This window comes from Paenibacillus sp. FSL L8-0436 (genome assembly GCF_038593025.1).
Lineage (GTDB): Bacteria > Bacillota > Bacilli > Paenibacillales > Paenibacillaceae > Paenibacillus_AQ.
Window position 1 is genome coordinate 6,472,330 of the sequence record NZ_CP151955.1, and the last position, 26,427, is coordinate 6,498,756.

Here is a 26,427-nt window from a genome sequence, read left to right on the forward strand (position 1 = left end):
TCGGGCTATAGGTTCTCATACAACAAACCGGCGTTTATTGCGGGTTTCTTTTGGCGATGACGAGAACCTTGCCTGAATCAAGCTCTTTCTCGTAGAAGCCTGCTTCTGCGCTGCTAAAACCCAGCGAAGTAATTTTGAAACGGAGCGCATCCCCCCGCGAACGGAAAAGATTGGCAATCGCGCCAAATAACCCTTCTTCACTGAGACTGACCTCATTAGTATCTGCAGCATCAACGATACGGCCCTCACGGTCCTGATCGTGGCTAATGACATAAATGTCATCTCTGGAATAGCCGCTGCTGCGCAGCCGATTCACTTCTTCGATCGCCTGAACACCATTTTCCAGCAGCTTGGCATACGCCTGTGTACCGATTGAATCCATGAAATCACGCTCCTATGGTTAGATTAATGAGGATAATGCCTGATAAGACAACTGTTCCTTCATTAACCTTATTTACGGACCGTGAAACAGGTCAAGAGGAATTTCCATCAAATAAATCGATACCCTCCCACTCTCCTGTCTGCGGATTGCGGTAAATCTTCAGCGCAGCATTTCCTCTTAAATATACATCGCCGTCTTCAGCTACAAAATCCGGAGTTCCCAGCAGCTCTTGAAAATTGTTTCGTGCCGGATCCAGTTTTTCTTCATTCAGCTGCAATCCGTATTGCCCGGCCTGTGCCGGCGTTACGTGAACATATAGCACGACCCCTTCACAAACTCCTGCCGACATATCGGGGTATTGATACTCCAGGCATTCCTGCCAGGGATCAGGAGCAATACTAAGCGGCGAACCTTTAGCCAGCAGCAGTTCTTCCTCCGACATATAAAGGGATGCCCCTGCCAAAGAATTAAAGCTGCTGATATAAGGACTTACCCCCATACTGCGTTCAATGGCCAGCACCACTGGCGGCTGCACGGTAAAAAGGGCGGCAGGAACATGCTCCTTCTGCGGAGACGGTGTTAGATATGGAGAGAGAAGACTTAGCAAAAGAATGACAATGTTCATGAAATCATCCCGCCTTTCTCACTGCCGCCTACTTAGTTAATGCCGGAATTTTTGCCATATAGTAGCTGCAGCGTCAACGCCTTTAAGCGCCATTCCTATTTTCCCCGGACCTTTTTTGGCATATGCGGCATCATAGGATTTTACTGTACGTTCTTCGGCAGGTGTCAGCGGAGCATCTTCTATGGAGACGGCTTTGGCTTTCTCCTTAAGCTCACGTGATTTCCGGTACTTCTCAATCACAGTCACAGATACCTGCTTCACGGTAAGTGTCAATTCGTTCATTACATCGCCAAGATTTTTCACTGAATCCATAATAGGATCGATCTTTTGAATCTTGCCCTGAACGTCCGCCGTAATCTCATTGGCATGTCTGACGGTTGTTTTCACTTCATAAGTAAGCTCATCCACCGTCTTTTGGACTTCCTGCAGAGTCTGGCTGACCTTGTCGAGGGATTCTTTCGCTGATTTTAAGGTTTTAATTAAAAAGAAAACAAGTACGGTGAATGCAATCGCAACAAGTGCAACGCTAAGTTCAATGATCATTACGAAAACCCCTTCCAAATCATAAATGTCGGCTTGCTCTGCCTTGATACTGCATAGTTACCCTTACTTACTTAGGCCGAAACAGCTTGTCAAGCGACTTAAAGACTACCTCTCCTATTTTGTTTCAAAGGGGATCGCCCCGTTTAAACAATGACTACATCACTACACAGAAAGGATGACATCACATGTTGAAATGGTCAGTAATTCTGCTGGTAATTGCATTGATTGCCGGTGTATTCGGTTTCTTTAATATCGTAGGGGCGGCAGTAGGAATCGCTAAAGTATTGTTCTTCATCTTCCTAGTGCTGTTCATAGTTTCGCTCTTTACAGGACGCAGAGGAAGATCATTGTAACTGTAAAAGAACATTAATAACGACATCACATTTCAGGTACTAAGGACCCGGACTCCGAAAAGGAGTTCGGGTCTGATTTATGTATAGCGGTTGCCGCTGTCTGATTATGCCAGAGATCCCCCCTCCCTTTTTCCTCCATACATCATATTCACCATGCAGAAAGTATAGGCCTTTCCACTCGGAATGTCACCCGTAAGTCGCCTTCATTCCTCTGTTCACGATAGTTTTCATAAAAAAACAAAGGGGTTGGTTCATTGTATCCACTTTTTGTTTATATCCTTATTAACACATCGCAAACATGGTAAATAAGCAACACCAACTCTGGGAGGAATCACAATGAAAAAACTAGCCAGCTTAACAGTAGCAATGGGTCTTATGGCTTCCATAGCCGCAACGGCTTCAGCTGCAGAAGTAACCAACACAACAACTGTAACGGAAACAACTTACAGCCCCCGGTTTGAGACAGTAATCACACAATCAGACCTTAGACCAGCAACACCTCAGATTATTTTGACAAAAGCAACACCTTTCTACGCTTCCATGAACAGCCCTGTTGCTAATGGTTTTCTCGGCGCTCAAACCCTTGACACTACAGGAAATATCCTGGTTGATTCGAACGGCAATGAATGGAGAGAGATATACACCTGGTTGGGCATGCGCTGGATTAAGGTTCCCGCCTCCGCTTATGTAATCACTCCATAAATCAGTTTTACAAGCAGCGCCCCGCTCCCACACTCATACATAGCCATGCGGGGACTTGCCTTATTAGTATAGATACACCCTTATGAGGGTGTATAGTGAAACAGCCTGCGGACATTCAAAAGTCCTGCCGGGCTTTTTTTCTTGCATGCCCTAAACACAGGAAAGGCTATCCCTCAGCAGAAAATTCTACTGATGGGATAGCCCCACAAAACATCCGCCCTAGTTCACCCGTCACAAACTTGCGATGCTGTCGCTTCCTGTATGCATTTATATTTAGCGGATGACCGAACCTCCGTAAAGGAAACGGTTCACCCAAGAAGCGCTTAATTTATCTACCCGTACCCCGCCTGAAGATACGGAATACGTTTGCAGCATTTGTCCGTCACCCAGATACATGGCTACATGTGAAATTCTTGCCGCAGATTTGTCCATGCCTGCATAAGCAGAAACTGAATTTCCTTTATAATCCATGAAGAACATCAGATCCCCGCGTTTCAGGGCGGAAATATCTGTGACAGTGTTGCTGTTCTGCTGTACCCAGGCTCCCTGTTGACGTGAATCAGCAGGCAGTTTCAAATTAGCTGCATCTATGAAGATCTGCCGGATAAAGTCGGAGCAATCGAAAGTGCTCGTGTCGCTTCTGCTTGATCCGAACTCATAAGGAGTTCCAAGATAACCCATGCCCGCGGCAATGACCCGTTCAATCACTGCTGATTGTGACGGAGCCGTTGGATCTGGCGCTGGCGCTGGTGTTGGATTCGGTGTTGGTGTCGGCACTGGCGTTGGTGCTGGAGTAGACGTTCCGCCACCTACCGAGATATATTGGTCTGCAGCACTTGTATAGCCTACAGTTCCGTCTGCAGTTTTTACTTTGTACCAGTAACTGTTCGTTTCTTCCAGAATAGCTACTTGATCGCCTCTATTTAAATACCCCAGTACTTTTCCGCTTGTAGAAGGCAGTTCCCGAAGACGGACCGAAGCTTGTATAACCCCTGTCTGACCGGAGGATGTATTTCCAGATCCCGGAACCACTCGAATGTACTGCTCTCCCGCGCTGGTATAACCAACAGTTCCATCCGAAGTTCTGACTTTGTACCAATAGCTGTTCGTTTGTTCCACAATTGTTACCTGTTCACCTTCGTTTAAATAACGAAGCACACTACCGCTTGTGGAAGCGTTCGTGCGCAGACGAACTGAAGACTGTATAGTACCGGTCAATCCAGACGTTGCTGTCACTGCGAAATCTGAAGAAACCGAAGCTGCTTGCACCTTTTGCGGGCTGAAAACTCCCAATGATACTGCAAGTGATGCTGAGACCAGTAACGTTGCCGCAATCTGCTTATGTGATGTGATCATAGCGTTCCCCCGCTTAGCAAAATGAGAAAATCAACAACGGCGCGCGCTACGTTTGTTGCTTTCTGCCCTCATTATAGGCTTAGCCGGGAATTGGAACATGCTCCAAATTTCACAAAAAAGCTTGCCACTTTATGGTAAGTACCAGGTCTATAGTCTTGAATCCTCCTTGGATTTGGTGGAAATTACAGATAACTAGAAGAAATTAAGGATTTTTAACCTTTAGGTTCTACATGGACCTGCACATTCATTATATTATGCAATTTGCTCATTCTATCTTCAATGGAATCGCTGATCTCATGACCTTCCAATACGGTGATTTCGGCATCCACTTCCACGACAACATCCACCAGCACTTGATTTCCATGAACACGGGCCTTGAGGTCCTTAATCCCTTCCACACCCGGCGTCCGGGCAATCGTGCTGCGCAAATCCAGCAGCTTATCTTCATCAAAGCCGTCAGTCAAACGGTATGTCGAATCACGAAAAATATCCCAAGCTGTCTTGGAAATCAGCAGACCGACAGCAACCGCAGCAGCGGAATCGATCCACGGCAGTCCGAACTGTGCGCCAACGATCCCAACAGCAGCACCGATACTCACCATGGCATCGGAAAAATTGTCCTTAGCCGCAGCCATGAGTGCACTATTGTTAATCTGCTTCGCCAGCCGCTTGTTATAGATATAGACCCCCATCATGGCAACCGCACACACTACCGCCACACCTGCTGACCAAAGCTGCGGCACCTCCTTGGCTCCTTCGAATAAAGACCGGACCGCTTCTACAATAACCTGAATTCCGACCATAGCCATAATAAAGGATGCCAGTAATGCAGCTACGGTCTCGGCGCGGAAATGCCCGTACGTATGATCCGAGTCAGGCGGCTTCCGCGAGATGCGCAGCCCGATTAGTACCGCAAGTGAAGCGACAATGTCCGTCAGATTATTGAATCCGTCTGCAAGCAGCGCACTGGAAGCGAACAAGTACCCGCTGACCAGCTTTAAGGCGGACAGAATAAGATAAGCAATAATGCTGATCAAGGCCCCCCGTTCACCTTTGCGTATATCTTCATAAATATCAGCCAATTCCTGCCCCCCTATACCCGGTTTCTTTACTGCCCCTCCGGTAAATCATGCTTTGATTTATTCTTGCCCTTGTGACTGCATTTAAAAACAATTAGAATAAAGTAAAGGACTTGCTTTATAAGGGGGTTAACATAATGAGCGAAAGTAATGATAAACCAAAGATCAACTTGGCTGATGCCATCCGCCAGAAGCTGGAACAGAAGAAACAGCAGTCATCCGCTAAACCGGGTTCTTCCTTTCAAGCCGGTTCAGCGAAGCCGCTAAAGAGTCAAAATAACAAGAAGCCAAACAATCAGCGCCGCCGTACAGGTGGTTCTTAGGAATTATGGCATGTGCAAGTCGCATTTCACACTGTATTTGAACATAAACGGCTGCGTTATCCCTCATAAGGGGTAACGCAGCCGTTTTGCTATGAACGAATTACTGTTCACTCTTTCAGTTATCTCTTAAGCTTCCACAGGATACATGCGCTGGCGCATTTCCTTAATTTCCGGGTTCTCCAAATATTCATCATAGCTCATCGAGCGGTCGATAACTCCGGTAGGGGTAATCTCGATGATGCGGTTGGCAATCGTCTGGATGAACTGATGGTCATGCGAAGTGAACAAAATGGTTCCGTCGAAATCAATCAGCCCGTTATTCAGCGCCGTGATAGACTCCAGATCCAAGTGGTTGGTAGGCTCATCAAACACTAGCACATTCGCACCGTTCAGCATCATTTTGGCCAGCATACAGCGGACCTTCTCGCCTCCGGACAGGACGCTTGCTTTCTTCAGCGCTTCTTCACCGGCAAACAGCATCCGGCCGAGGAATCCGCGGAGGAAGGTTTCATCCTGATCCTTGGAATATTGGCGCAGCCATTCTACCAGGTTCATGTTTACCCCGTCGAAATAGCTGGAGTTGTCTTTCGGGAAATAGGCCTGGGTTGTTGTTACCCCCCATGCATATTCACCGGCATCCGCTTCCTTCTCACCCATGATGACATCAAACAGCAGTGATTTAGGCTGTGAATATGGACCTACAAAAGCGATCTTATCCCCTTTGTTCACCACAAAGCTGATTTCATCGAGCATCTTCTCGCCTTCAACGGATTTGCTCAGCCCGCTGATGGTAAGCAGCTGCTTGCCTGCTTCACGTTCCGGCTTGAAGTTGAGGAACGGATATTTCCGGTTGGAGGGACGGATGTCGTCCAAAGTAATTTTCTCCAGCTGCTTCTTACGCGAAGTCGCTTGTTTGGACTTGGAGGCATTGGCCGAGAAACGCTGGATAAATGCCTGCAGCTCCTTCATCTTGTCTTCCTTCTTCTTGTTCGAGTCACGCTGCAGGGCCTGGGCCAATTGGCTGGACTCATACCAGAAGTCGTAGTTGCCGACATACATTTGAATTTTGCCAAAGTCGATGTCCGCAATATGTGTACATACCTTGTTCAGGAAGTGACGGTCATGGGATACGACGATAACGGTGCCTTCGTAGTCCATAAGGAAGTTCTCCAGCCAGCCGATGGATTCAAGATCCAAATGGTTGGTAGGCTCATCGAGCAGCAGGTTGTTCGGACGTCCGAACAGGGCTTGCGCAAGCAGCACCCGTACCTTTTCGTTGCCGCTGAGTTCGGCCATTTTCTTGTCATGCATTTCACGCATAATACCAAGTCCGATCAGCATGGCGGCAGCATCAGGCTCTGCATCCCAGCCGTTCAGCTCGGCAAATTCGCCTTCAAGCTCACCGGCGCGCAGTCCGTCAGCCTCTGTGAAATCACTTTTGGCGTACAGCGCATCCTTCTCCTTCATGATCTCATAAAGACGGGTATGCCCCATAATTACCGTTTCCAGCACCAAAAATTCATCGTATTCGAAATGGTTCTGCTTCAGTATCGCCAGTCGTTCACCGGGGGTGATATGCACGTCCCCGATATTTGCTTCAATTTCACCGGACAAAATTTTCAGGAACGTCGATTTGCCGGCCCCGTTCGCTCCGATCAAGCCGTAGCAGTTGCCGGGTGTGAATTTTATGTTTACATCCTCAAATAGTGCGCGTTTTCCGTAGCGGAGTGTTACGCCGCTTGTGCTAATCATTAAGCATTACCATCCTTTTCACTTAGGGTTTCGGCTCATTATAGCATAAAATCAAGCAAAAGAGGCCCAAGAAGGAACTGCTTTGCCGTCTTTTTCAAGCAAACTGGACGTTTCCGGGCAAAATACAGAGATCCGTATAGCGTCCCACATCAAATAGGCCGAATTGCGGGAAAATCCGCGCTCGCCAATAGCCCGGCCGGGCTATTGGCGGGAATCACGCTCTTCGGGATGCACCACCAATGTTTCACCGTAACCCAGAGTGCGGATACGCTCTGCACGGATTCCTTGAGCCTCGCGGGCCAGCTCCATCCGGTCCAGCGCTTCCCGCGCCGTATCGTCAGCCAGCCGGAAGGTGCCGAAATGCATCGGGATCATCAATTCTGCACCTACATCTATAAAGGCCTGAACCGCCTCTTCGGGATTCACATGCTGTGAATTCATAAACCACTCCGGCTCGTAAGCCCCGATCGGCATCAGGGCGACATGGAGCTTAAACCGGCTGCCTATCTCCTTAAAGCCAGGAAAGAACCCGCTGTCTCCGGCAAAATACAGATTCGGCGGAAGCTTCAGCTTTGCTCCGTCCCCCTCCCCTTTCGGGTGTTTGCCGGGGTCGGCAGGCTCCAGCACATAGCCGCCCCAATGGGACGAATTCGTATCGAACGGCGTCCGCCGGGTCCAGTGCTGGGTCGGTACAAATGTAAGCTTAACCGCCCCCAGCGTGAGCTCCTCCCACCACTGCATTTCCAGGCAGTTGGCGAAACCCTTGCGCAGCATCTTCCGCTTCAGGCCCACAGGTACTACGAGCGTTGTACCTGCCCGGTATAATTTGCGGATGGAGGCAATATGAAGGTGGTCGTAGTGAGAGTGGGAGATCAGAATCAGATCAACCGGCGGAACCTCACCCAGCGGGATGCCCGGCTGGCCGATCCGTTTCTCAAAGCCGAGCCGCCGCGCCCATATCGGGTCGGTAATAATGTTCATCCCTTCATATTGCAGAAAAAAAGTCGAGTGCCCGATCCAGGTAATCGTGGTCTCCAGCCGGTTCCCGGCCAGATAAGCTACCTGCGGCGGATGATTTGGCACTTTATAGGTATAATCCTTCTTCTTGCGGCGGCGTTCCTCGCGCCACTGGCGGAATTCCTTAAGCGTTTTGTCTGTACTGACATTATCGACGTTATTGTATCGGATTTTAGCCATTCCAGCACCTCTCCTTAAAAGGCTTGCCGGAAGAACTACAGGGCAAGCTCAATAGCTTTACTATATGATTCCGCATAGTCATTTGCAAAATTCCAAGGGCAAAGCAAGGCTGCAGTCAACTAGAAAGCAACGATCAACCTCTGCGCGTCCGGCCAGACGCACCTTACATTTAGTACAAATTTTACCCACTTCCGCCTGGACTTAAGCGGCTGCCCCGGTAGCCCTTTTGGATTTGAGGCATGAAATGATGTAAAATGCGGGTAAAGAACACGGCACGAATGCCGTTCAAGGGGGAAGCCTAACGTATGAAGATCACATTTATTGAACCGACTCCAAGTCCAAATACGATGAAGCTTCATCTGGATGAAAGCCTGGAGCCCGGAATACGCCGGACCTATACACCGGAAAGCCAGCGCACCGCGCCCTCCTGGGCACGGGATATGCTGAGCATTCCGGGCGTCACCAGCATTTATCATGCTGCCGATTTCGCCGCGCTTGAACGCAAGGGCAGCGCCGATTGGGCGGCAATCCTCCGCGAGGTGCAGAGCCGTTTCGGCGCTGACGGCCTAAGCGCGGATTTCGACCTCGCCGATGAGAATGCAGGTGCCCACTTCGGAGAATCACAGGTATTCGTGCAGATGTTCCGCGGCATCCCGATTCAGATCCGCGTCAAGACGGGCGCGAGTGAGGAGCGCATCGCCCTTGCCGCCCGTTTCACGCAGGCGGTGACGGATGTGGCCAGCGCCGTGATGATCAAGGAGCGCAAGCTCACCGATTACGGCGTGCGTTACGGCGAGCCGGCCGACATTGCGCGCGAGGTGGAGCAGGAGCTGGAAGCGGCGTATCCGCAGGAACGCCTCGACTCGCTCGTGCAGCAGGCCATCGCGCACGGGACCGCCGGCGAGTTCATCGAGCAGCGGCAGAAGAAGGATCAGGCCGAGCTGCTGCGAGACCTGAAGCATGAGGATTGGCGCGTGCGCTACGCCGCGCTGGAGGATCTGGCTCCTACGGCAGAGCTCCTGCCGGAGCTGCGCACGGCGCTGCACGACCCCAAGCTGCAGCTCCGCAGGCTTGCGGTCGTGTACCTGGGCGACCTTCGCACGCCCGAGGCGATGGAGCTGCTCTACGAGGCGATGAGAGACAGCGCCCCGGCGGTACGGCGCACAGCCGGCGATACGCTCTCCGACATCGGCGATCCGGCAGCGACGCCGGTGATGACGGCGTCGCTGACAGACGCCAGCAAGCTCGTCCGCTGGCGGGCTGCACGTTTCCTCTATGAGGTCGGCACAGCTGAAGCCGAAGAGGCACTGAAGGCGGCAGCGGACGATCCGGAGTTCGAGGTGGGCCTCCAGGCCAGAATGGCGCTGGAACGCATATCCTCCGGTGAAGAAGCTGCCGGAACCGTCTGGCAGCAGATGTCGGAGCGCCGCCGCAACTGACGCCAACATTCCTATATTTGTCATTGCTTGCGATGCCAAGTTGCATTATACTAATTCCTGTTGTGTTCATAGTATAAAGATAGCCTCATCATACCTAAGATGAGGTAGAGGTCGCGAATATTAAGAGTACGCGCGTGGAGACGTTAAAGAGCCGTCTATGAAACGCCGCCGAAAGGAATATCCGCCGAAGTCTCTGCAGCCGCTCTTGTCAGCTGCAAGACTGGGGCCGTCGCCGAAAGGCACGGAACTGTCACAGTGCACCGCCGGTCAGAAACCGCGGGCAGCCACTGTGTTGCGCTATCTTAACAGGGAGTATGATGCGGGGCTGTAATACAGGAAACCGCAGAATCCGTCTGCGGTTTTTTTTGCGCTTTCAGGATGCCCCCTCCCTTATAAAGGGAAGGCGGCGACTCAGCACTCCCTATTCATGAACAGAAACATGATCATCTGAAGGAGTGTCCTATTCATGCAAGCTAAGCGAGATAAGCAGCAGACTGCGGGTCACGGCAGCTCCACTGCCCCCACGGCACTGCGCAAAACATTCAAGGCAAGGCATTTAACAATGATCGCCTTAGGCGGCTCAATCGGTACAGGTCTGTTCCTGGCCAGCGGCGGTGCCATCGCCTCATCCGGCCCAGGCGGAGCGCTTCTGGCCTATACAGCGGTTGGTATTATGGTTTATTTCCTGATGACCAGCCTTGGAGAGCTGGCTACCTATCTGCCGGATTCCGGTTCTTTCAGTACCTACGGCACCCGGTTCGTCAGCCCCGCCTTCGGCTTCGCCATTGGCTGGAACTTCTGGTATAACTGGGCGGTTACGATTGCCGCCGAGCTGTCTGCAGCAACCGTCATCATTAAATACTGGTTCCCCGAGAGTTCCTCGATGCTCTGGAGTCTCCTGTTCCTGCTGCTGATGTTCGGCCTGAACTTCCTGTCTTCGCGGGGCTACGGCGAATCAGAATATTGGTTTGCGATTATCAAGATCATCACGGTCATTGTCTTCCTGGGGGTCGGTGTACTCATGATCTTCGGCATCATGGGCGGTGAAGCCGTAGGCTTCAGCAACTTCCAGCTCGGTGGCAGCTCGTTCCACGGCGGATTCTTCGCCTTTGTCGGTGTGTTTATGGCCGCTGGATTCTCCTTCCAGGGCACGGAGCTGGTCGGTGTTGCCGCGGGTGAGAGCGAGAATCCGCGCCGCAATGTTCCACTCGCCATCCGTCAGGTATTCTGGCGCATTCTGATTTTCTACATCTTCGCCATTCTCGTGATCGGCCTGCTGATTCCTTACACGAATCCCGATCTGCTGCGTGGCGGCATTGATGATATCGGCGTCAGCCCCTTTACCATCGTCTTCAATAAAGCAGGGCTGGCCATTGCCGCTTCCGTCATGAACGCTGTCATCTTGAGCTCCGTGTTGTCTGCCGGAAACTCCGGGATGTACGCCTCCACCCGCGTCCTGTACGCTATGGCCAAGGACGGCATGGCTCCGCGCGCCCTCGGCAAGCTGAACCGCCGCGGCGTGCCTGTAGGTGCCCTTCTCGTAACCACCGCCGTCGGTATGCTGGCTTTCCTCGCCTCATTCTTCGGCGACGGCGCTGTGTACAACTGGCTGCTTAACGCCTCGGGGATGTGCGGATTTATCAACTGGCTGGGGATTGCCGTCTGCCACTACCGCTTCCGCCGCGCCTTTGTGAAGCAGGGACATTCACTCGATGAGCTGCCTTACAAGGCCAGATGGTTCCCGTTCGGCCCGCTGTTTGCCTTCGCGTTATGTCTGATTGCCGTATTTGGACAGAATATGGGCGCCTTCACAGGTGATTCAATAGATTGGTACGGCATTCTGGTCTCTTATATCAGCCTGCCGCTATTCCTCTTGATTTGGCTGGGCTATGGCTGGTTCAGAAAGAGCAGCCTCATCCCTCTCGACAAATGCGATCTCAGCACACACGCAGAGTAGAATCCTTCCTCGATTTATGCGGATTCTACCTGTTACCGCCTATTCACGCAACAAAGGGATGCCTCTTTCGCCAAATGGCGAAGGGCATCCCTTTTCTGTAATTATTATTCCCAAGTCACATATACCTTCAGATCGCCCGTGTTATCGAAGGGAGAGCTGTTGTACGAAAGATGGTCCATTCCAAGCGCATACAGTTCCTGAAGATCAGTCTTCAGCGATTTCTCGCTGCCGTCATAGCGGAACAACAAGGACGCCTGGCCGGAGGCAACGGCCTGTTTGGCAAGCAGCATTAGCTCTGAGCCGGAGCCCACAATCAAATCCTCCTGATACAGACTGTAGTCAAGCTTCCGCTCAAGCTCCTGATATACACCCACGCTTGGCCCCCCGCGGCTGATCAGCTCAGACAACGTTTGAGCGTAGCCGACGGATGAAGCAGGGTATGACTTGGTCCACTTGTGGTCAAGGCGCATCTGGGCATCGGTTCTCATATAGTAAGCCGTGCTGAGAGCGCCTTCCTTATTTGGCGTCGGATCATCCCAGGTGGTATCCAGGTGGTACCAGCGCCCTTCCAGCTGCACCAGATTCCAGGCATGCGACTGGGCGGCTCTGCCTTCCGCCTTCGCCGTTCCTTCAACGATTTTATTGGGTATCCCCGCGCCCAGCAATAGTTTATACGTCAGTAGCGAATACCCTTGGCATACCGCACTGCCGCTCTGAAGTCCTTCATATGCGGTGTATTTGCTGTAGGAGTTATCATACTTCAGATGCAGCACGACCCAATCATGAATAGCCTTTATCTTCTGGTGATTATTCATTCCCGGCAGTATGATCTGCTTCAAGATCTCTTTCACCTGTTTATTTACAAAAGCTGTCTGCTGCAGCGTCTCGCGGTATTCCACCTGTACTGTCACATTAGCCGAGCTGCTGCTCCCCCGGTAGGAAAATGCGTAACTGTCAATGGTGTAGTATAAATAAGGGTCGCTGCCCATCGCCTGATCTATCGCACTTTGTACCTGAGCCTTCAACTTGGACGTCTTCCCCTGATAAGCAAAGGTTATGGTCTCTCTGCGGTTATTCATCGCAGCGGTCAGCTTCTGCGTCATTTCAGTTACCGAGCGCAGTGATGCTGAATCAGCGGCAGCATAAGCCTGCCCCCAGCTCCAATAGAGACCAGGCGGCAACGCGGCAAAAACCAGCATTCCTCCAAGAACAGCCTTCATCAACGGCAGTTGTTTCTTCTTTCCCATATCGCTTCTGTGCCCCCTGCTGTAAGTAATAGCCCACTTATTGGTTTGTACTTTTATAGTAGATGCTGAACATTTACTCCGCACAACCTTAAACCCCACGTTAGCTTAATTTATTCCGCCAAAAAGCTTCATATTCACTATTATCGGCCCGGCACACCCGGAGGATAAGGCTTTTTTTGAGTGGAAGCTCCTAGATGCACGCAAAAAAACCGCCCCCTCAGATAATCTCTGCCAGGGGGCAGTGTCTCTTCGATTCAATCGAATATTATGCATCAATGGTTATGGATCGTCAAACCGTTACCAGATACACTTCTCCCGCTTTCATTTCCAGGGCGTTTCCTGCCGGCAATAAGGTACCGTCAGGATGCTGTACCTTAAGCTCCTGCCGCTGATAATTCAAGCGGCAAATCCCATCACGGCTGGCAGCAATGACCGCAGAAACCAGCTTATGGTTCCTCCATTCGATATCCAGCTCATAGCCGCCCCGGGCCCTAAGTCCTTTGACGCTTCCGTTCTTCCAAACGTCCGGCAGTGCGGGAAGCAAGCTGATTTCACCCAGATGACTCTGCAGCAGCATTTCTGCGATACCGGCAGCCGCGCCGAAATTCCCGTCAATCTGAAAAGGCGGATGGGCATCAAACAAGTTAGGATAAGCCGAGCGGGACAGAAGCGTGCGGACAAAGCCGTAAGCGGCCTCCCCATCCTTCAACCGTGCATAAAGGTTAATCAGCCAAGCACAGCTCCAGCCGGTATGTCCGCCTCCCGAGGCGATCCTTTTCTGCAGTGATAAGCGGCTTGCCTCCAACAGCTCTGGAGTATCCCGCCCATTGATGAACTCTCCCGGATATAATCCATACAAATGCGATACATGACGGTGTCCCGGTTCCGATTCGGCGAAATCCTCGTTCCACTCCTGCAGGCGCCCGTCATTGCTGATCTTGAGCGGAGACAGCCGGGAGAGCGCCTCTTCCAGCTGCTGCTGAAACTCGGAATCCACGCCCAGAATCCGCACAGCATGGAGGCAATGCTCAAACAGTTCGCGGATTAAGCTCATATCCATCGCGGAGCCCATCGAGACACTGCACGGCTCGCCGTCCTTCGTCATAAACCGGTTTTCCGGCGAAGTGGACGGATTCGTTACCAGAAGACCGTCCGGACCTTCCACCAGCCAGTCAAGGCAGAACAATGCTGCCCCTTTGATGAGCGGGTAAGCAGTCTCTGCCAGATAAGCAGCGTCAGGATTAAAGCTGTAATGCTCCCACAAATGGCGGCACAGCCACACGCCGCCCATCGGCCAGAATGCCCAGCTGGCATCTCCGCCTGAAGGAGAAGAACTGCGCCACAGATCAACATTATGGTGGGCTACCCAGCCGCGGGCTCCGTAATGAACTGCCGCCGTTCGGGCTCCCGTTTCACTGACCTCCCGGATCATATCGATCAGAGGTTCATGGAGTTCGCTTAGATTCCCAACCTCGGCCAGCCAATAATTCATTTGGGTATTGATATTGGTTGTATAATTGCTGTTCCATGGCGGTGTCAGATGGTGATTCCAAATCCCCTGTAAATTGGCAGCCTGCGTGCCGGTACGGGAGCTTCCCATCAGCAGATAGCGGCCATATTGAAACAGCAGCGCTTCAAGTGCAGGATCCTCCTGTCCCGCCTTATACTTCATGAGCCTCTCATCAGTGGGTAATCCGTCTCTCTCCCGCCCGCCGAGATCCATACCGACCCGGCGGAAGATTCGTTTGTGATCCTCTGTATGACGAGCCCGCAGCTCTTCATAGGACTTGGCAGCTGCTGCCGCCAGTCTTGCTTCACAGCTCTCTGCCGGGCTGAGAATGTTTCCATTCTTTGCGGTACCGTGCTTCTTGAGATGCGATGCTCTGCTTCTCAGTTCCTCATAATCGGTGCCAGCGGCAAGCAGCAGCTGTGCACTATCCGCCCCTGATATAACAAGTTTGCCATCTGTGTACTCTACGCTTCCTCCTGTGAGAATTATCTGCAGGTGAAGCTCAAACGTTAGACCCAGCCCATCCTCATATAGAATGGCACCTGGATGATCCTTATGATAATTATCCGCAATATGTGTAGGACAGCTTCCCTTAAGGACAAGCCCGTTTTCTCCTTTTGGCTCCACGGAGTGCTTCAGCAGGCTGTCCAAAGAGAGTGCAAGCTGAAGGCCACCCTTAACACTGCTCTTGGCCTGAATGACACATACACCGTCAGGTGCACTGATCCAAGCTTCGCGGGTAAATTGCCCCGTCTCCGTATGATAGGACACTTTGGCAATCCCGCTGTCCAGATCCAGCTCACGCTGATAATGGCTAAAATTCTCCGCACCGTCATGCTCCAGGTAAAGATCTCCCAGCGGCAGATAGGCCTGCGTATTTACGCCTAGCATGCGGGCGTTAATAGTTGCTTCAGCTTCCGCATAACGGCCTTCCGTTACCAGACCCCGCGCTTTTTTCAAATACCGGAGCGCTTCATAATTGTTGGTATCCCGGGGAAATCCGGACCATAACGTATCTTCATTTAACTGAATTCGTTCCCTGGCTGTGCCGCCGAATACCATGGCCCCCATGTGTCCGTTGCCAAGCGGCAGCGCTTCTTCCCAGATAGCCGCAGGCTGGTTGTATATTAATTTCCAAGGATGCTCCTTGAGCTCTTCCTTCATTTACTTGCCCTCCCCATGAGTTCAAAATACAGCAAAAGACCCTGACGAATGTCGGGTCCTTGCTGTTGCATTAGTTTTGTTTAACAAGGAGAATTGCTGCCTACAAATCTTTTCCAGTCCACAGGGATACTCTCTTTTTCACGAGTTCTGTAAACTCTTTTTCCATATCCTGAGCACCTGCTTTGTCCAGCTCAGCAAGGAATGCATCGTATACTTTATCGAAGTCAGCCGGTTTAGACAGGATCGCTTCTGGAATACGTTTGCGAACGATATCTCGAGTCTTATTAAAGATTACCTGGTATTGACCGTCAGTTGGAACAGGCATGTTGTACAAAGCGCCAGTTTCTTTGACTGGGAATTCATCTTCTTTAGGGAACAGATCTTTCCATGTTGTAGCATTGTAGCCTTTGAGCGATTCCTTCTCAGCTTCGGAGTAAGCAGCTACGATTTCTTCCGGGAAGGTTGCAGTGTAATAGTTGCCAGTAGGATCCTTCACACCATCGCCATAACGTGCACCGAAAATCAGATATTGTCCGATACCGGTTTCTTTTTGAAAGTTAGCGGCATCATTGGCTTTTCTGTCTGAAATTTCAGCTGGAACTTCACGCTTGCCATCTGCATTTACAGTGTAATGCTTGCCTTCAACCCCCCAGCTTCTCAAAACCTGGCCTTCATCGGAAGACATCCAGTCCAGCCATTTGATGATCCGGACAGGATCTTTAGCTGCAGTTGTAATCGCAAGACCATAGCCGTCGATACCTGTTGACATGAAAGAATGATCTTTATACTCTTCGGACAGGGTTACAGGGAAGTGCGCATAAGTGTACTCATCTTTACCGGCTGCTTTCAGAGCATTTTCACCATCGGAATATTCCCATTCCTGGGAGATCAGACCAAGCACACGGCCGCTGGCCACTTTGGCCTTATATTGGTCGTCTTTTTGTACGAAGGCATCTTTATCAAGCAGACCTTGATTGTACATGCCGTTCAACCAACGGAAATATTCTTTTTCTTCAGGACGTTTGTAGTGAAGTTTTGCTTCGTAAGTTTCCGGATCGACATAATATTCACCATCATCCGGTGCCCCTGTTGTAGTGAAGGCAGGGTTCGTAACCGTGATCATGATCTTCCAGTCATCGGCATTCAGCGTAAGCGGAATCGTAGGCTGTCCATCGGTTTCCGGATGCAGCGCCACATAATCCTTCAGCACTTTTTCATAGTCGGCTAAGGTCTTCACTTCAGGATAGCCCAGTTCCTTCAGTACGCGGTGTTGAATTTCAAATCCGCCTGTTGCGTCGAAGGATTGCTGGCCGACCCCCATGTTCGTAGGAATTTGATAGATACTCTGGTCATCCAGGCTGTATTTCAGACGGTTCATGTTATCGCCATATACTTTTTTCAGGTTCGGAGCATATTTATCAATTAGTTCGGTCAGATCAATAACCAGACCGGCATCTACCAGGATACTAAGATTTCCTTTGGCGAAGATCAAATCAGGAACATCTTCGCTGGCAGCCATCATAGGGATTTTTTGATCGCCGCCGCCGCTGCCTACATCAAACTCTGCATCAATCGTTACACCAGTTTTCTCAGTAATTACTTTACCCACATCATCCTGCATTTTGTTCCAGTTTGGACTGGCATCCCCACCAAAGAAAGAGATTGTAAAAGGGCTTGTATCCATAGCAGTATCGTCTGCAGCATTGTTGCCGGTGTTTTTCGCCCCATTGTCGGCAGGAGTGTTGATAACATTTTTGTTGTTGTTGCCGCCGCCACAGCCTGCGATCAGCATAGAGCTCATGAGCATGAGCGTAAAAGCAGTCTTAATGCTCTTGCTTTTCATTTGTGTATCCCCCTTGATAATTTGTATTAGTTCATCTATGCATATCAGGTTAAACCTGTATATACCATTGTTAGCGCTTGCAAATACGATATAATAATAAATCCAATCCAGCGCTTTCATTTGACGGATAAGCCAGGACGTAATTCTGCTTGGCAATTTTCCTGCCAGAAATACGTCCCTCTTATCCTAGCCCTGTCTAGCAGGGATTAGGCTTTTACAGCTCCCAGTGTCATACCATTTACGAAATACTTCTGCAGGAAAGGATACACTACAAGAATAGGTACCGTTACTACAATGGTGATAGCCATCTTGATGGACTCTGGTGAAATTTGCGCCATTTGCTGGGCCAAATCATTGGCATTTGCCATGCCGCTGCCCTGGTTCGTACTCGACAGAACCTTCATCAGCTCATACTGGAGTGTCGTTAGATGCGGCTTGTTACCATTATACAGATAGGTTGTGAACCACTCATTCCATTGTCCTACCGACAGGAAGAGTGCGATTGTTGCAAGCACCGGCTTACAGAGCGGCAAGATGATTTTGTAGAAAATCAGGAAGTCATTGGCTCCGTCCAGCTTAGCGGACTCTTGCAGGGCGTATGGCAGACCATCCATAAAGGAACGGATGACGAATACGTTGAACGCGGAAACCGCACCCGGCAAAATGTAGATCCAGAACGTTCCGATCAGATTTAAATCTTTCATCAGAATGTACATAGGCACCATACCGCCGGAGAAGTACATGGTCAGTGCCAGGAATACCGAAACAAATTTTCTTGCCCGGAAATCCGGACGGCTGAGCGTAAACGCCAGCATGGCAGAGCTTGCAAGTCCGAGAATTGTACCGGAAACGGTCCGCAATATCGAGATTTTGAAACCCTGAATCAGACCTGTATAACTGAAGATCCGTTCGTAGTTCTCAAGCGTCCAGGCTCTCGGGAAGATATATATGCCGCCTCGAACGGTGTCTGTAGATTCATTGAAGGAAATCGCCAGCACGTTCAGGAAGGGATATAGAGTCACAATCATGACCAACCCTAGTAAGATGTACAAGAAGATGTCGAATACACGTTCAGACCTTGACATTTGAAAAGCTTTGCTGCTCACTTAAGATCCCCTCCTTACATGATGCTTTCTTTAGTGATTTTCTTCATTACACCGTTAGCGACAAGCAGCAAGATCACACTGACTACTGAGGTGAACATACTGATTGCGGTACCATAGGAGAAGCGTCCTATTTGAATACCATATTTAAGCGCATACAAATCCAGCACTTCCGAATAATCGGTAACAAGGTTGTTCTGCAGCTGGAACTGTTTCTCGAAGCCGATACCGACCAAGTGGCCGATAGACATAATCAGGAGAACCGTGATTGTCGTGCGGATACCCGGCAATGTAATGTTGAACATTTGCTTGATTCTTCCGGCCCCATCCACCTTTGCCGCTTCATACAGCTCTTTATCGATCCCTGTAATCGCTGCCAGATAGATGATCGCATTCCAGCCAGTTTCTTTCCATATATCAGCTGCAGTTAAAATCCCCCAGAAATATTTACCTTTAGCCATGAACTGGATCGGCTCATCAATGACATTAAGCCAGATCAGCAAATCGTTCACGATCCCTCCGTCGATCGCGAGTGTCTTGTAGACAATCCCGCCTACCACGACCCAGGATACAAAGTGAGGCAGGTAAGATACAGTCTGAACTGTTCTTTTGAAGACGTTTCCCCGCAGCTCATTAAGCAAAACGGCGAACAAGATCGGAACAATGAAACCAAATACCAATCCCAAACCGCTCATTGCAAGCGTGTTTCTTAGCACAAGGTAGAAGCGTTCATCATGGAAAAGCTCTTTGAAGTTATCCAATCCAACCCACTTCTGATCCCCAAACGACTTGGCCGGTTTATATTTCTGAAATGCCATCAACCATCCCCATAAGGGCACATAGCTGAAAATGAATACCCAGATCACGAAAGGAAGAGACATCAGATACAAGTACTTTTGCTGCAGTACGCTACTCCAAAATCCGTTTTTCCGCTTCGCAGGTGGGTGGGGGGTTACGCTTTCATTTGCTGTAACACCGTTTTCAGTGAGCGCTTTCACGTTCATTATTCCCCCTTCGTTTTTATATTCATATCATACCGCACCCAAATGTAAGCGAATACCCGACAGATTTCACGTAAAATCCTGTGTAAATTAGACATTCAATAACCTACTGTCTGAAATCGCTGTCACGCGGGATGGAAAAGGATATTGTTGTGCCCTTTCCTTCTTCGCTTGTGATGATCAGGCCATGCTCTTCCCCGTAATACAGAACCAGTCTCTGATGCACATTGCGCAGACCGATCCGGCTTCGCTGCTCTTCCTCGGCTTGGTCAATTACCGCCAAGATTTCAGATAGCCGCTTCTCTGTCATCCCGGCACCGTCGTCTGCCACAACCACTTGTATCTCATCATCTGACAAAACGACACTTGCCCGCACGTTAACCGTTCCTTCTTTATTCTCCAGTCCGTGGACAACAGAATTCTCCACCAGCGGCTGGATGATCAGCGGCGGAATCAGGATATCGGAGGCTTTGGCGTCGAAATCTATTTCAAACATCAGCCTGTCCTCATACCGGAATTTCTGAATCTCCAGATAGGAGCGGATCATTTCAATCTCTTCCTTCATGGGCGCCCGTTCTCTGCCTACCTCCAGATTTTTGCGCATAAGCTTTCCGAGAAGTCTGACGATATTGGCGATCTCCTTCTCTCCCTTAAGATGGGCATTCATCCGGATGGATTCCAGGGCATTAAACAGGAAATGCGGGTGAATCTGGCTGGCCATCATTTTCAACTTAATTTCTCTCTGGGCGATTTCCAGCTTATTATTTTTCTCATTGCTCTCTATCACTTGAGCGATCAGCTGGTTTATGCTTCCCACCATATAGTTAAACTGCCGCGACAGCTGTCCGATTTCGTCCGTCCCGTCTACATGGGAGACTACGTTCAGATTGCCTAAGGCCACCTGATTCAGTTGGCGGCTGAGCCGGAGCAGGCGGTTGGTCGTCAATAAAGAAATGGTATAGACAAGCACCAGCGCAACAAGCAGCACTCCGACGATGATCAGCAGCCCCAGAACGCTCACTTTATTCGCATTGCTAAGAATGCTGCTTCGCTCAAATACGGTAATCACCTTCAGTTGGCTGATGCTAAACGAAGGAGTCATCTCATCGACAATAACATAGGAATCTTCGCCCTTTACCATGGTTCTAAACACGCCTTTAGTTTTCGTACTCAAGTCTATATCGATATCAAAGGAATCCAGCGTAGTCCCCACCAGCTCCGGGTTCTTGGCGGCAGTAATATATCCCTGCTCATCTGTGATAAGCGTTTCAAAGGGCTCCTGGTACAGCATTCCGTTCAGCTCATCGGGATTTACCTGCACCATTAATACACCGGGTTTTTTGTACTCCGAATAAGGCACTTGCCGGATGAGGCTTAACTTATTAATCGTTCCTTTTTCACTGGTTTCATATTTCTCCTTGTCGGGGATATACAGCCAGTGTATTCCTTTGGTCCCCACAACCTTCTGATACCATGATCTGGATTCAATCTCCGGAGTCAGGGGAGCGATAGACATATTATCAACCAGCGTCTGGTTATCAATGAAGAAACGGATGTTGGAGAGTTCGCGGTACTGCAATATATAATCCTTGAAATCTGTAAAGTTTATATAAGCCTTCGTCAGCTCCAGGATGCTGGGATACTGCGTAGTGACAAGGGTCTTGAAATCGCCGTCGAAATAGAGCAGATTCGAAATATCCGTGGGAACCCGCAGTTTGCTTGCCATTTGACTTTTGATTTTCTCCAAATTATTGGTTGCCTGGTCAATGGCTCTGTCCAAGGCAGCCCCGCGAAAATACCCGGTTAGGGCAATGCCTATAATCAGTACAGGAATCATAACGACTACAATGTAGAACAGAATGAACTTATATTTCAGCTTCATGTTATTGATCATCCGCACCAGATTTTTCACAACGTTCCCTCCTCTCCTAATCTGTTCACCCGAATCATGGCAAACAGGCCGCTCCCTCATCTGCCGCAGATAGGGAACAGCCTGTCTATCATAATGCTCACGTTAATCGTTCGGCAAGTGCGCTGGCCAAGATTAATTATCCTTGCGGTAGGCGGTTGGGGATACCCCGACGTATTTGCGGAACTTGGCGTTAAAATAATCGGAATTCATATACCCGACTCTTTCAGCAACTTCATACACCTTCATGCCCTGTGTCAGAAATTGCTTCGCTTTCTCAATTCTCACCTTATCCAGATAGGTATTAAAATGTTCGCCCATCTGGTTCTTGAACATTTTGCCCAGATAGGCGCTATTATAATTAAATATTTGCGCAAGCATCCCCAGCTTCAAGTTCTCATTGTAGCGGCGCTGGATCAAATCGGTGATCCGTTTAATCTCATCGCCCTTTCCGCCACTGTTCATCTGCTTCGAAATTTGCTCCAGGTAGTTCCCGGCCATATTCTCGATATCGCTCAGATAATAACTGCTGTATACTTCCCCCGTGGGAGAAGGATTGCCCGCAATAAAGGAACGGATGTCTGGGGTAGCTGCCTCCAGGCGGGCAATCGTACTGCTCATGATCCGGATCAGATTATCTTTGATATACGTCTCATTGCGTTTTATAGCAACAAGTTTGCGGATGATCTGCCCGACCAGCGCCTGAATGGCTTCATTACTCCCGGTTTCAATCGCAAGCAGCAGTTCCATCTCTTCATCGCGTTCCAATTCCTCAATGTCTTCAGTCTCTTCGATCCGAACCAGCCATTCATCTGGCTGTCCGCTCAGGAGAATTTCCCTGCGTCCGAAAAAAGCTGCCTCCAGCAGCCCGCGGGCTGCGGAAAAAGACTGGCTTGCCAGCTGAGGATCGGCAACTCCGCCTCCGGAAGCGGCATAAAAATCCAATCCCTCTTTGGAAATAACTCTATTGAGGTCATTCCACAATGCTGTGCGGGCATCCCCGTCCTTGAGCGGTTCCTTCAACAGGATTCCCATATATGGAGGCAAGGTGAAGAACAATGCTTCCTCTGCCGGCCAATGCTGCTCCAGCATGCTGCGTACACGATCTTCGCTTCCGTCCTCGCCTTTCTGCGCCCGTTTCAGCTCCAGCAGTACAATTTCACAGCTCCACCCCGTAAGCCCTAGCCCGGCTGCTGATTCTGCCGTGTCAAAACCATTCTCGCGCGGCTGAAGCAGCTCGCGCAGCAGCGCTTCATTGCCGCGTACCGGGAAATCCGTCTGAAGCTGGCTCAATTGCTCCTCCTGGCTTATCGTGACACGCAGATCATGAAGATAGGAGATCAATTCCTCTTCGTCGACCGGCTTCAGCAAATATCCGTCAATATGATAGGAGATCGCCCGTTTGGCATATTCGAAGTCAGCATGACCGCTAAGAATAAGCACATGGCAGTTAGCGTTTTCTTTGCGCAGCTCATTAATCAGCTCCAGGCCGTCCATTCCCGGCATGCGAATATCTGCGACAATCAGCTTGGGAGCAAAGCTATGGAACTTATCAAGCGCCTCGAATCCGTTTGAAGCCGTCGCCACTACGGTGTAACCCAGCTCTTCCCAAGGGATCAGGGTACGCATCCCTTCCCTCAGCTTGGGCTCGTCATCTACAATCAGCACTTTTATCATTAGTCTTCAGCCCCTAAGAAGCGTAGTCCCGCAAGGACAGCTCAAGTGCTGCCCTAACGGGTATCGCGGGCAGATCGTCAGCCCCATTCTTGCAAGCCCGGTTATTTCCGGTATGCAGCCAGCTTATCATTCAATTCGCGGGTCTGGCCGTATACGTCCTGGTAAATACTGAATAATCCATCATAGACAGCCACTTGCCCGGCATTCGGTTTAAATACTTCTGCAGGACGGATGAAAGCTTCCGCACATGCACCAAGGGAAGGGAACCAGCCGCTGCCGTAGGCAGCCAGCATTGCCGCACCCATAGCCGGGCCTTTCTCACTCTCCAGCTTGATAATCGACGCATTGAAAATATCAGCCTGCATTTGCAGCCAAGCCTCATTCTTCGCACCGCCGCCGATCGCCACAATCTCTGTAATTTCCTTACCCGATTCACGCACAATTTCAATCGACTCGCGCAGGGAGAACGTAATTCCTTCCAAGACCGAACGGGTGAAGTGAGACAAGGTATGGCCGGAATCCATGCCGATGAAGCTGCCGCGGATATTTGCGTCCGGATGCGGCGTGCGTTCACCAACGATGTATGGTGTGAACAACAGCCCGCCGCTTCCGGCCGGCACATCGTTTACACCTTTCAGCAATTCGTCAAAGCTCTTCTCCGCTGCAAAGGTTTCTTTGAACCAGGTAAGACTATGGCCCGCAGCAAGAGTAACGCCCATGATATAATAGGCATCCTTCTCCCCATGATTAAAGAAATGGACCTTACCTTCCAGATTAAGATCCTTGTTGCTCTCATAGGAGAGGACCACACCGGAAGTGCCGATGCTGCACATCGTCCGGCCCTCACCCAGAATACCAGCGCCGAGCGCGCCGCAGGCGTTATCCGCACCGCCGGCAAATACCTTAGTGGATGTCAGAAGGCCGGAGGCTTCAGCAATCTCAGGCAGCAGCGTTCCCGTCAGTTCGAAGGACTCTACCAGTCTAGGGCACAGCGAGACCGGAAGGGAGAAAGCTTCGGCAATTTCCGCACTCCACTGCTTCGCACCTACGTCCAGCAGCAATGTACCCGCCGCGTCGGAATAATCCATCGCATAATCACCGGTTAGACGGAAACGCACGTAATCCTTCGGCAGAAGGAACTGGTGCGCTTGCGCCAGCACCTCTGGCTCATTCTCCTGAACCCACAGGATTTTGGGCAGTGTGAACCCTTCCAAGGCGCGGTTTCTGGCAATGTTGATCAGCTTTGTTCCCAGTTTCTTCTCGATTGTACGGCACTGTGCCGTAGTGCGGGTGTCATTCCAGAGAATTGCCGGACGCAGCACATTACCTTCGCTGTCCACCAGCACCAGACCATGCATTTGCCCCGAAAAGCTGATGCCGTCCACTTGCGAAGGATCTACACCAGACACCTCGATCAGACGGTGGAGGCTAACCAGCGTTCCTTTCACCCAGTCCTCGGGATTCTGTTCACTCCAGTTCGGCTGGGGTCTGCTAAGCGGGTAGGCTTCGGAATGTTCGAAGGCCACCTTTCCCTGCGGATCAACCAATACAGTCTTTACCGCGCTGGTCCCCAGGTCTACACCGATTACATATTTCATATTGATCCTCCTAAAAGTTATATGAAGAAACACATTTACAAGAAAAGGGGCTGCCGAAGAATGCTCTCTTCAGCAACCCCCGTTGCGTTAATATCGGCTGAACTAAAGTCTGAGCCGTAAGCTCAAGCCCTAATCCTACTCAGCCAGGATGTATTGGTTCAAAGTAGCTCTGAGCAGTTCTTGACGTCCGGACTCATTGCGGCGCGGATTTTCGTTGTTTAGTGCGTATTCGGCAAGCGAAGCCAGTGTTGCTTTGCCGGAAACGATGTCTGCCCCTACGCCTTCATTAAAGCTGCTGTAACGTTTCGCGATGAAGTCTTCAAATACGCGGTCTTCAAGCAATTTAGCGGCAACTTTAAGGCCTTTGGCATAAGTGTCCATACCGGCGATGTGCGCCAGGAACAGATCCTCAGCCTCGAAGGAAGGACGGCGTACTTTGGAGTCAAAGTTGATTCCGCCTTTGCCAAGTCCGTCATTCTTGAGTACTTCATAAAGCGTAAGAGTTGCATCGTAAATGTTAACCGGAAATTCATCGGTATCCCAGCCCAGCAATGTGTCGCCTTGGTTTGCGTCAAGCGATCCAAGCATGCCGTTAATGCGTGCTACACGCAGTTCATGCTCAAAAGTATGACCGGCAAGTGTTGCATGGTTAGCTTCAAGGTTCAGCTTGAAGTGCTTGTCGAGGTTATATTTCTGCAGGAACGCAATTGTTGTTGCTGCATCGAAGTCATATTGATGTTTGGTAGGCTCTTTTGGTTTAGGCTCGATCAGGAATTGGCCGTCGAAGCCGATTTCCTTAGCGTAATCTACAGCCAGGCTGAACAGACGTGCAATGTTATCCTGCTCAAGGCCCATATCTGTGTTAAGCAATTCCTCGTAGCCTTCACGGCCACCCCAGAATACATAGTTTTGTGCGCCCAGACGTTTACCAACTTCCAGACCCTTCTTCACTTGTGCAGCTGCATGTGCGAAGACATCAGCATTAGGAGTGGAGCCTGCACCGTGCATATAACGCGGATTAGTGAACATGTTGGCTGTGTTCCACAGCAATTTCTTGCCGGAAGTCTTCATGCCTTGTTCAAGGATATCTACGATGGTATCAATGTTGCTGTAGAACTCACGCAAAGATGCGCCTTCAGGAGCGATGTCCACATCATGGAAGCAGTAGTACGGCAGGTCCATCTTCTCCATGAATTCAAAAGCCGCTTCAGCGCGGGCTTTAGCCTTGTCCAGGCCACTCAGGTGATTCCAGCTGCGGATTGCAGTTTCTGCGCCGAACGGATCGGAACCGCCAGCAGTTAATGTATGCCAATATGCCATTGCAAACTTCAGGTGCTCTTCCATAGTTTTGCCGGCTACGATTTCTTTAGGATTGTAGAATTTGAATGCGAAAGGGTTGGTGGAACGGCTTCCCTCGTAAGAGATCTTGCTCACTGTTTCAAAATAAGCCATTTGTAAAATCCTCCTCGATATTTTGCTTCGCCCGCAAGCGTTTACAGCATCATCTTAACACATCTTCAGGACTTTGTATATTGGTTAAACAAAGTTTTAAACAACTTTTTATTTGTCTATTTCTTCTCCTCCGCGAGCAGGGCCGAATAACCGTCCCCTGCCCGCTCTATCGTTTAACATGACCATAAAGTACCCTTTGACAGCATCGCCTATGC

At 50.2% G+C, this 26,427-nt stretch carries 21 protein-coding genes and 1 riboswitch; of the genes, 5 read left to right on the top strand and 16 right to left on the bottom strand.

Annotated elements, in window-relative coordinates; all coding sequences use genetic code 11:
* Positions 1 to 34: 34 nt before the first annotated feature.
* The 3 genes from NSS79_RS29905 to NSS79_RS29915 all read right to left on the bottom strand — a co-directional run bounded on the left by NSS79_RS29905 (position 35) and on the right by NSS79_RS29915 (position 1,550).
* On the bottom strand, positions 35 to 382 hold the full coding sequence (locus NSS79_RS29905) for a general stress protein (RefSeq protein WP_038596595.1): 348 nt from the start codon (positions 380 to 382) through the stop codon (positions 35 to 37).
* A 91-nt stretch (positions 383 to 473) separates the two neighbouring features.
* On the bottom strand, positions 474 to 1,007 hold the full coding sequence (locus NSS79_RS29910; protein ID WP_342437255.1) for a hypothetical protein: 534 nt from the start codon (positions 1,005 to 1,007) through the stop codon (positions 474 to 476).
* A 36-nt stretch (positions 1,008 to 1,043) separates the two neighbouring features.
* Positions 1,044 to 1,550, bottom strand: coding sequence for a DUF948 domain-containing protein (locus tag NSS79_RS29915; protein WP_342437256.1), 507 nt, complete (start codon positions 1,548 to 1,550; stop codon positions 1,044 to 1,046).
* Between the two features lie 185 nt (positions 1,551 to 1,735).
* Between NSS79_RS29915 and NSS79_RS29920 the strand changes: the two genes are divergently transcribed.
* A complete protein-coding gene (locus NSS79_RS29920) occupies positions 1,736 to 1,903 on the top strand; it encodes a DUF1328 domain-containing protein (RefSeq protein WP_038596600.1) in 168 nt (55 codons plus the stop codon).
* A gap of 336 nt (positions 1,904 to 2,239) precedes the next feature.
* The gene (locus tag NSS79_RS29925; protein ID WP_342437257.1) at positions 2,240 to 2,605 is read left to right on the top strand and encodes a hypothetical protein; all 366 of its coding nucleotides are present in this window, start codon (positions 2,240 to 2,242) and stop codon (positions 2,603 to 2,605) included.
* A gap of 273 nt (positions 2,606 to 2,878) precedes the next feature.
* Here the strand turns inward: NSS79_RS29925 and NSS79_RS29930 are convergent, their stop codons facing one another.
* Positions 2,879 to 3,961 carry a C40 family peptidase gene (locus NSS79_RS29930; protein WP_342437258.1) on the bottom strand — a complete coding sequence of 361 codons (1,083 nt, stop codon included), beginning with the start codon at positions 3,959 to 3,961 and terminating at the stop codon, positions 2,879 to 2,881.
* A 212-nt stretch (positions 3,962 to 4,173) separates the two neighbouring features.
* Positions 4,174 to 5,043: a cation diffusion facilitator family transporter gene (locus NSS79_RS29935; protein WP_342437259.1), complete on the bottom strand. Its 870-nt coding sequence runs from the start codon at positions 5,041 to 5,043 to the stop codon at positions 4,174 to 4,176.
* Positions 5,044 to 5,177: 134 nt separating this feature from the next.
* Between NSS79_RS29935 and NSS79_RS29940 the strand changes: the two genes are divergently transcribed.
* On the top strand, positions 5,178 to 5,363 hold the full coding sequence (locus tag NSS79_RS29940; protein WP_038596607.1) for a hypothetical protein: 186 nt from the start codon (positions 5,178 to 5,180) through the stop codon (positions 5,361 to 5,363).
* Positions 5,364 to 5,489: 126 nt separating this feature from the next.
* Here NSS79_RS29940 and NSS79_RS29945 read toward each other — a convergent pair whose 3' ends face one another.
* Both NSS79_RS29945 and NSS79_RS29950 read right to left on the bottom strand, forming a co-directional pair.
* Positions 5,490 to 7,115 (bottom strand): ATP-binding cassette domain-containing protein, encoded by a 1,626-nt coding sequence (locus NSS79_RS29945; RefSeq protein WP_342437260.1) that lies wholly within the window; start codon positions 7,113 to 7,115, stop codon positions 5,490 to 5,492.
* A 201-nt stretch (positions 7,116 to 7,316) separates the two neighbouring features.
* Complete coding sequence (locus tag NSS79_RS29950) at positions 7,317 to 8,312, bottom strand: MBL fold metallo-hydrolase (RefSeq protein WP_342437261.1); 996 nt, start codon at positions 8,310 to 8,312, stop codon at positions 7,317 to 7,319.
* Between the two features lie 305 nt (positions 8,313 to 8,617).
* Here NSS79_RS29950 and NSS79_RS29955 point away from each other — a divergent pair, with 305 nt between their 5' ends.
* Together NSS79_RS29955 and NSS79_RS29960 are read left to right on the top strand one after the other, a co-directional pair.
* Positions 8,618 to 9,751, top strand: coding sequence for a virulence factor (locus tag NSS79_RS29955; RefSeq protein ID WP_342437262.1), 1,134 nt, complete (start codon positions 8,618 to 8,620; stop codon positions 9,749 to 9,751).
* A gap of 97 nt (positions 9,752 to 9,848) precedes the next feature.
* A riboswitch (Lysine riboswitch) is annotated at positions 9,849 to 10,059 on the top strand.
* Positions 10,060 to 10,313: 254 nt separating this feature from the next.
* Positions 10,314 to 11,708 (top strand): amino acid permease, encoded by a 1,395-nt coding sequence (locus NSS79_RS29960; RefSeq protein ID WP_269322579.1) that lies wholly within the window; start codon positions 10,314 to 10,316, stop codon positions 11,706 to 11,708.
* A gap of 104 nt (positions 11,709 to 11,812) precedes the next feature.
* Here NSS79_RS29960 and NSS79_RS29965 read toward each other — a convergent pair whose 3' ends face one another.
* The 9 genes from NSS79_RS29965 to xylA form a co-directional block, all read right to left on the bottom strand.
* Positions 11,813 to 12,955, bottom strand: coding sequence for a transglutaminase domain-containing protein (locus NSS79_RS29965; RefSeq protein ID WP_342437263.1), 1,143 nt, complete (start codon positions 12,953 to 12,955; stop codon positions 11,813 to 11,815).
* Positions 12,956 to 13,244: 289 nt separating this feature from the next.
* Positions 13,245 to 15,629 (bottom strand): glycoside hydrolase family 95 protein, encoded by a 2,385-nt coding sequence (locus NSS79_RS29970; RefSeq protein ID WP_342437264.1) that lies wholly within the window; start codon positions 15,627 to 15,629, stop codon positions 13,245 to 13,247.
* 100 nt (positions 15,630 to 15,729) lie between these two features.
* Complete coding sequence (locus NSS79_RS29975; protein WP_342437265.1) at positions 15,730 to 17,472, bottom strand: ABC transporter substrate-binding protein; 1,743 nt, start codon at positions 17,470 to 17,472, stop codon at positions 15,730 to 15,732.
* Between the two features lie 206 nt (positions 17,473 to 17,678).
* Complete coding sequence (locus tag NSS79_RS29980; RefSeq protein WP_342437266.1) at positions 17,679 to 18,578, bottom strand: carbohydrate ABC transporter permease; 900 nt, start codon at positions 18,576 to 18,578, stop codon at positions 17,679 to 17,681.
* 14 nt (positions 18,579 to 18,592) lie between these two features.
* Positions 18,593 to 19,579 carry an ABC transporter permease subunit gene (locus NSS79_RS29985; RefSeq protein ID WP_342437267.1) on the bottom strand — a complete coding sequence of 329 codons (987 nt, stop codon included), beginning with the start codon at positions 19,577 to 19,579 and terminating at the stop codon, positions 18,593 to 18,595.
* 103 nt (positions 19,580 to 19,682) lie between these two features.
* Positions 19,683 to 21,470: a histidine kinase gene (locus NSS79_RS29990; RefSeq protein ID WP_342440466.1), complete on the bottom strand. Its 1,788-nt coding sequence runs from the start codon at positions 21,468 to 21,470 to the stop codon at positions 19,683 to 19,685.
* Between the two features lie 150 nt (positions 21,471 to 21,620).
* On the bottom strand, positions 21,621 to 23,162 hold the full coding sequence (locus NSS79_RS29995; RefSeq protein WP_342437268.1) for a response regulator transcription factor: 1,542 nt from the start codon (positions 23,160 to 23,162) through the stop codon (positions 21,621 to 21,623).
* Positions 23,163 to 23,263: 101 nt separating this feature from the next.
* Entirely contained in the window at positions 23,264 to 24,760 is a 1,497-nt protein-coding gene (gene xylB / locus NSS79_RS30000; RefSeq protein ID WP_342437269.1) for a xylulokinase, read from the bottom strand.
* A 135-nt stretch (positions 24,761 to 24,895) separates the two neighbouring features.
* Positions 24,896 to 26,212 (bottom strand): xylose isomerase, encoded by a 1,317-nt coding sequence (xylA, locus tag NSS79_RS30005; protein WP_342437270.1) that lies wholly within the window; start codon positions 26,210 to 26,212, stop codon positions 24,896 to 24,898.
* Positions 26,213 to 26,427: the final 215 nt, after the last annotated feature.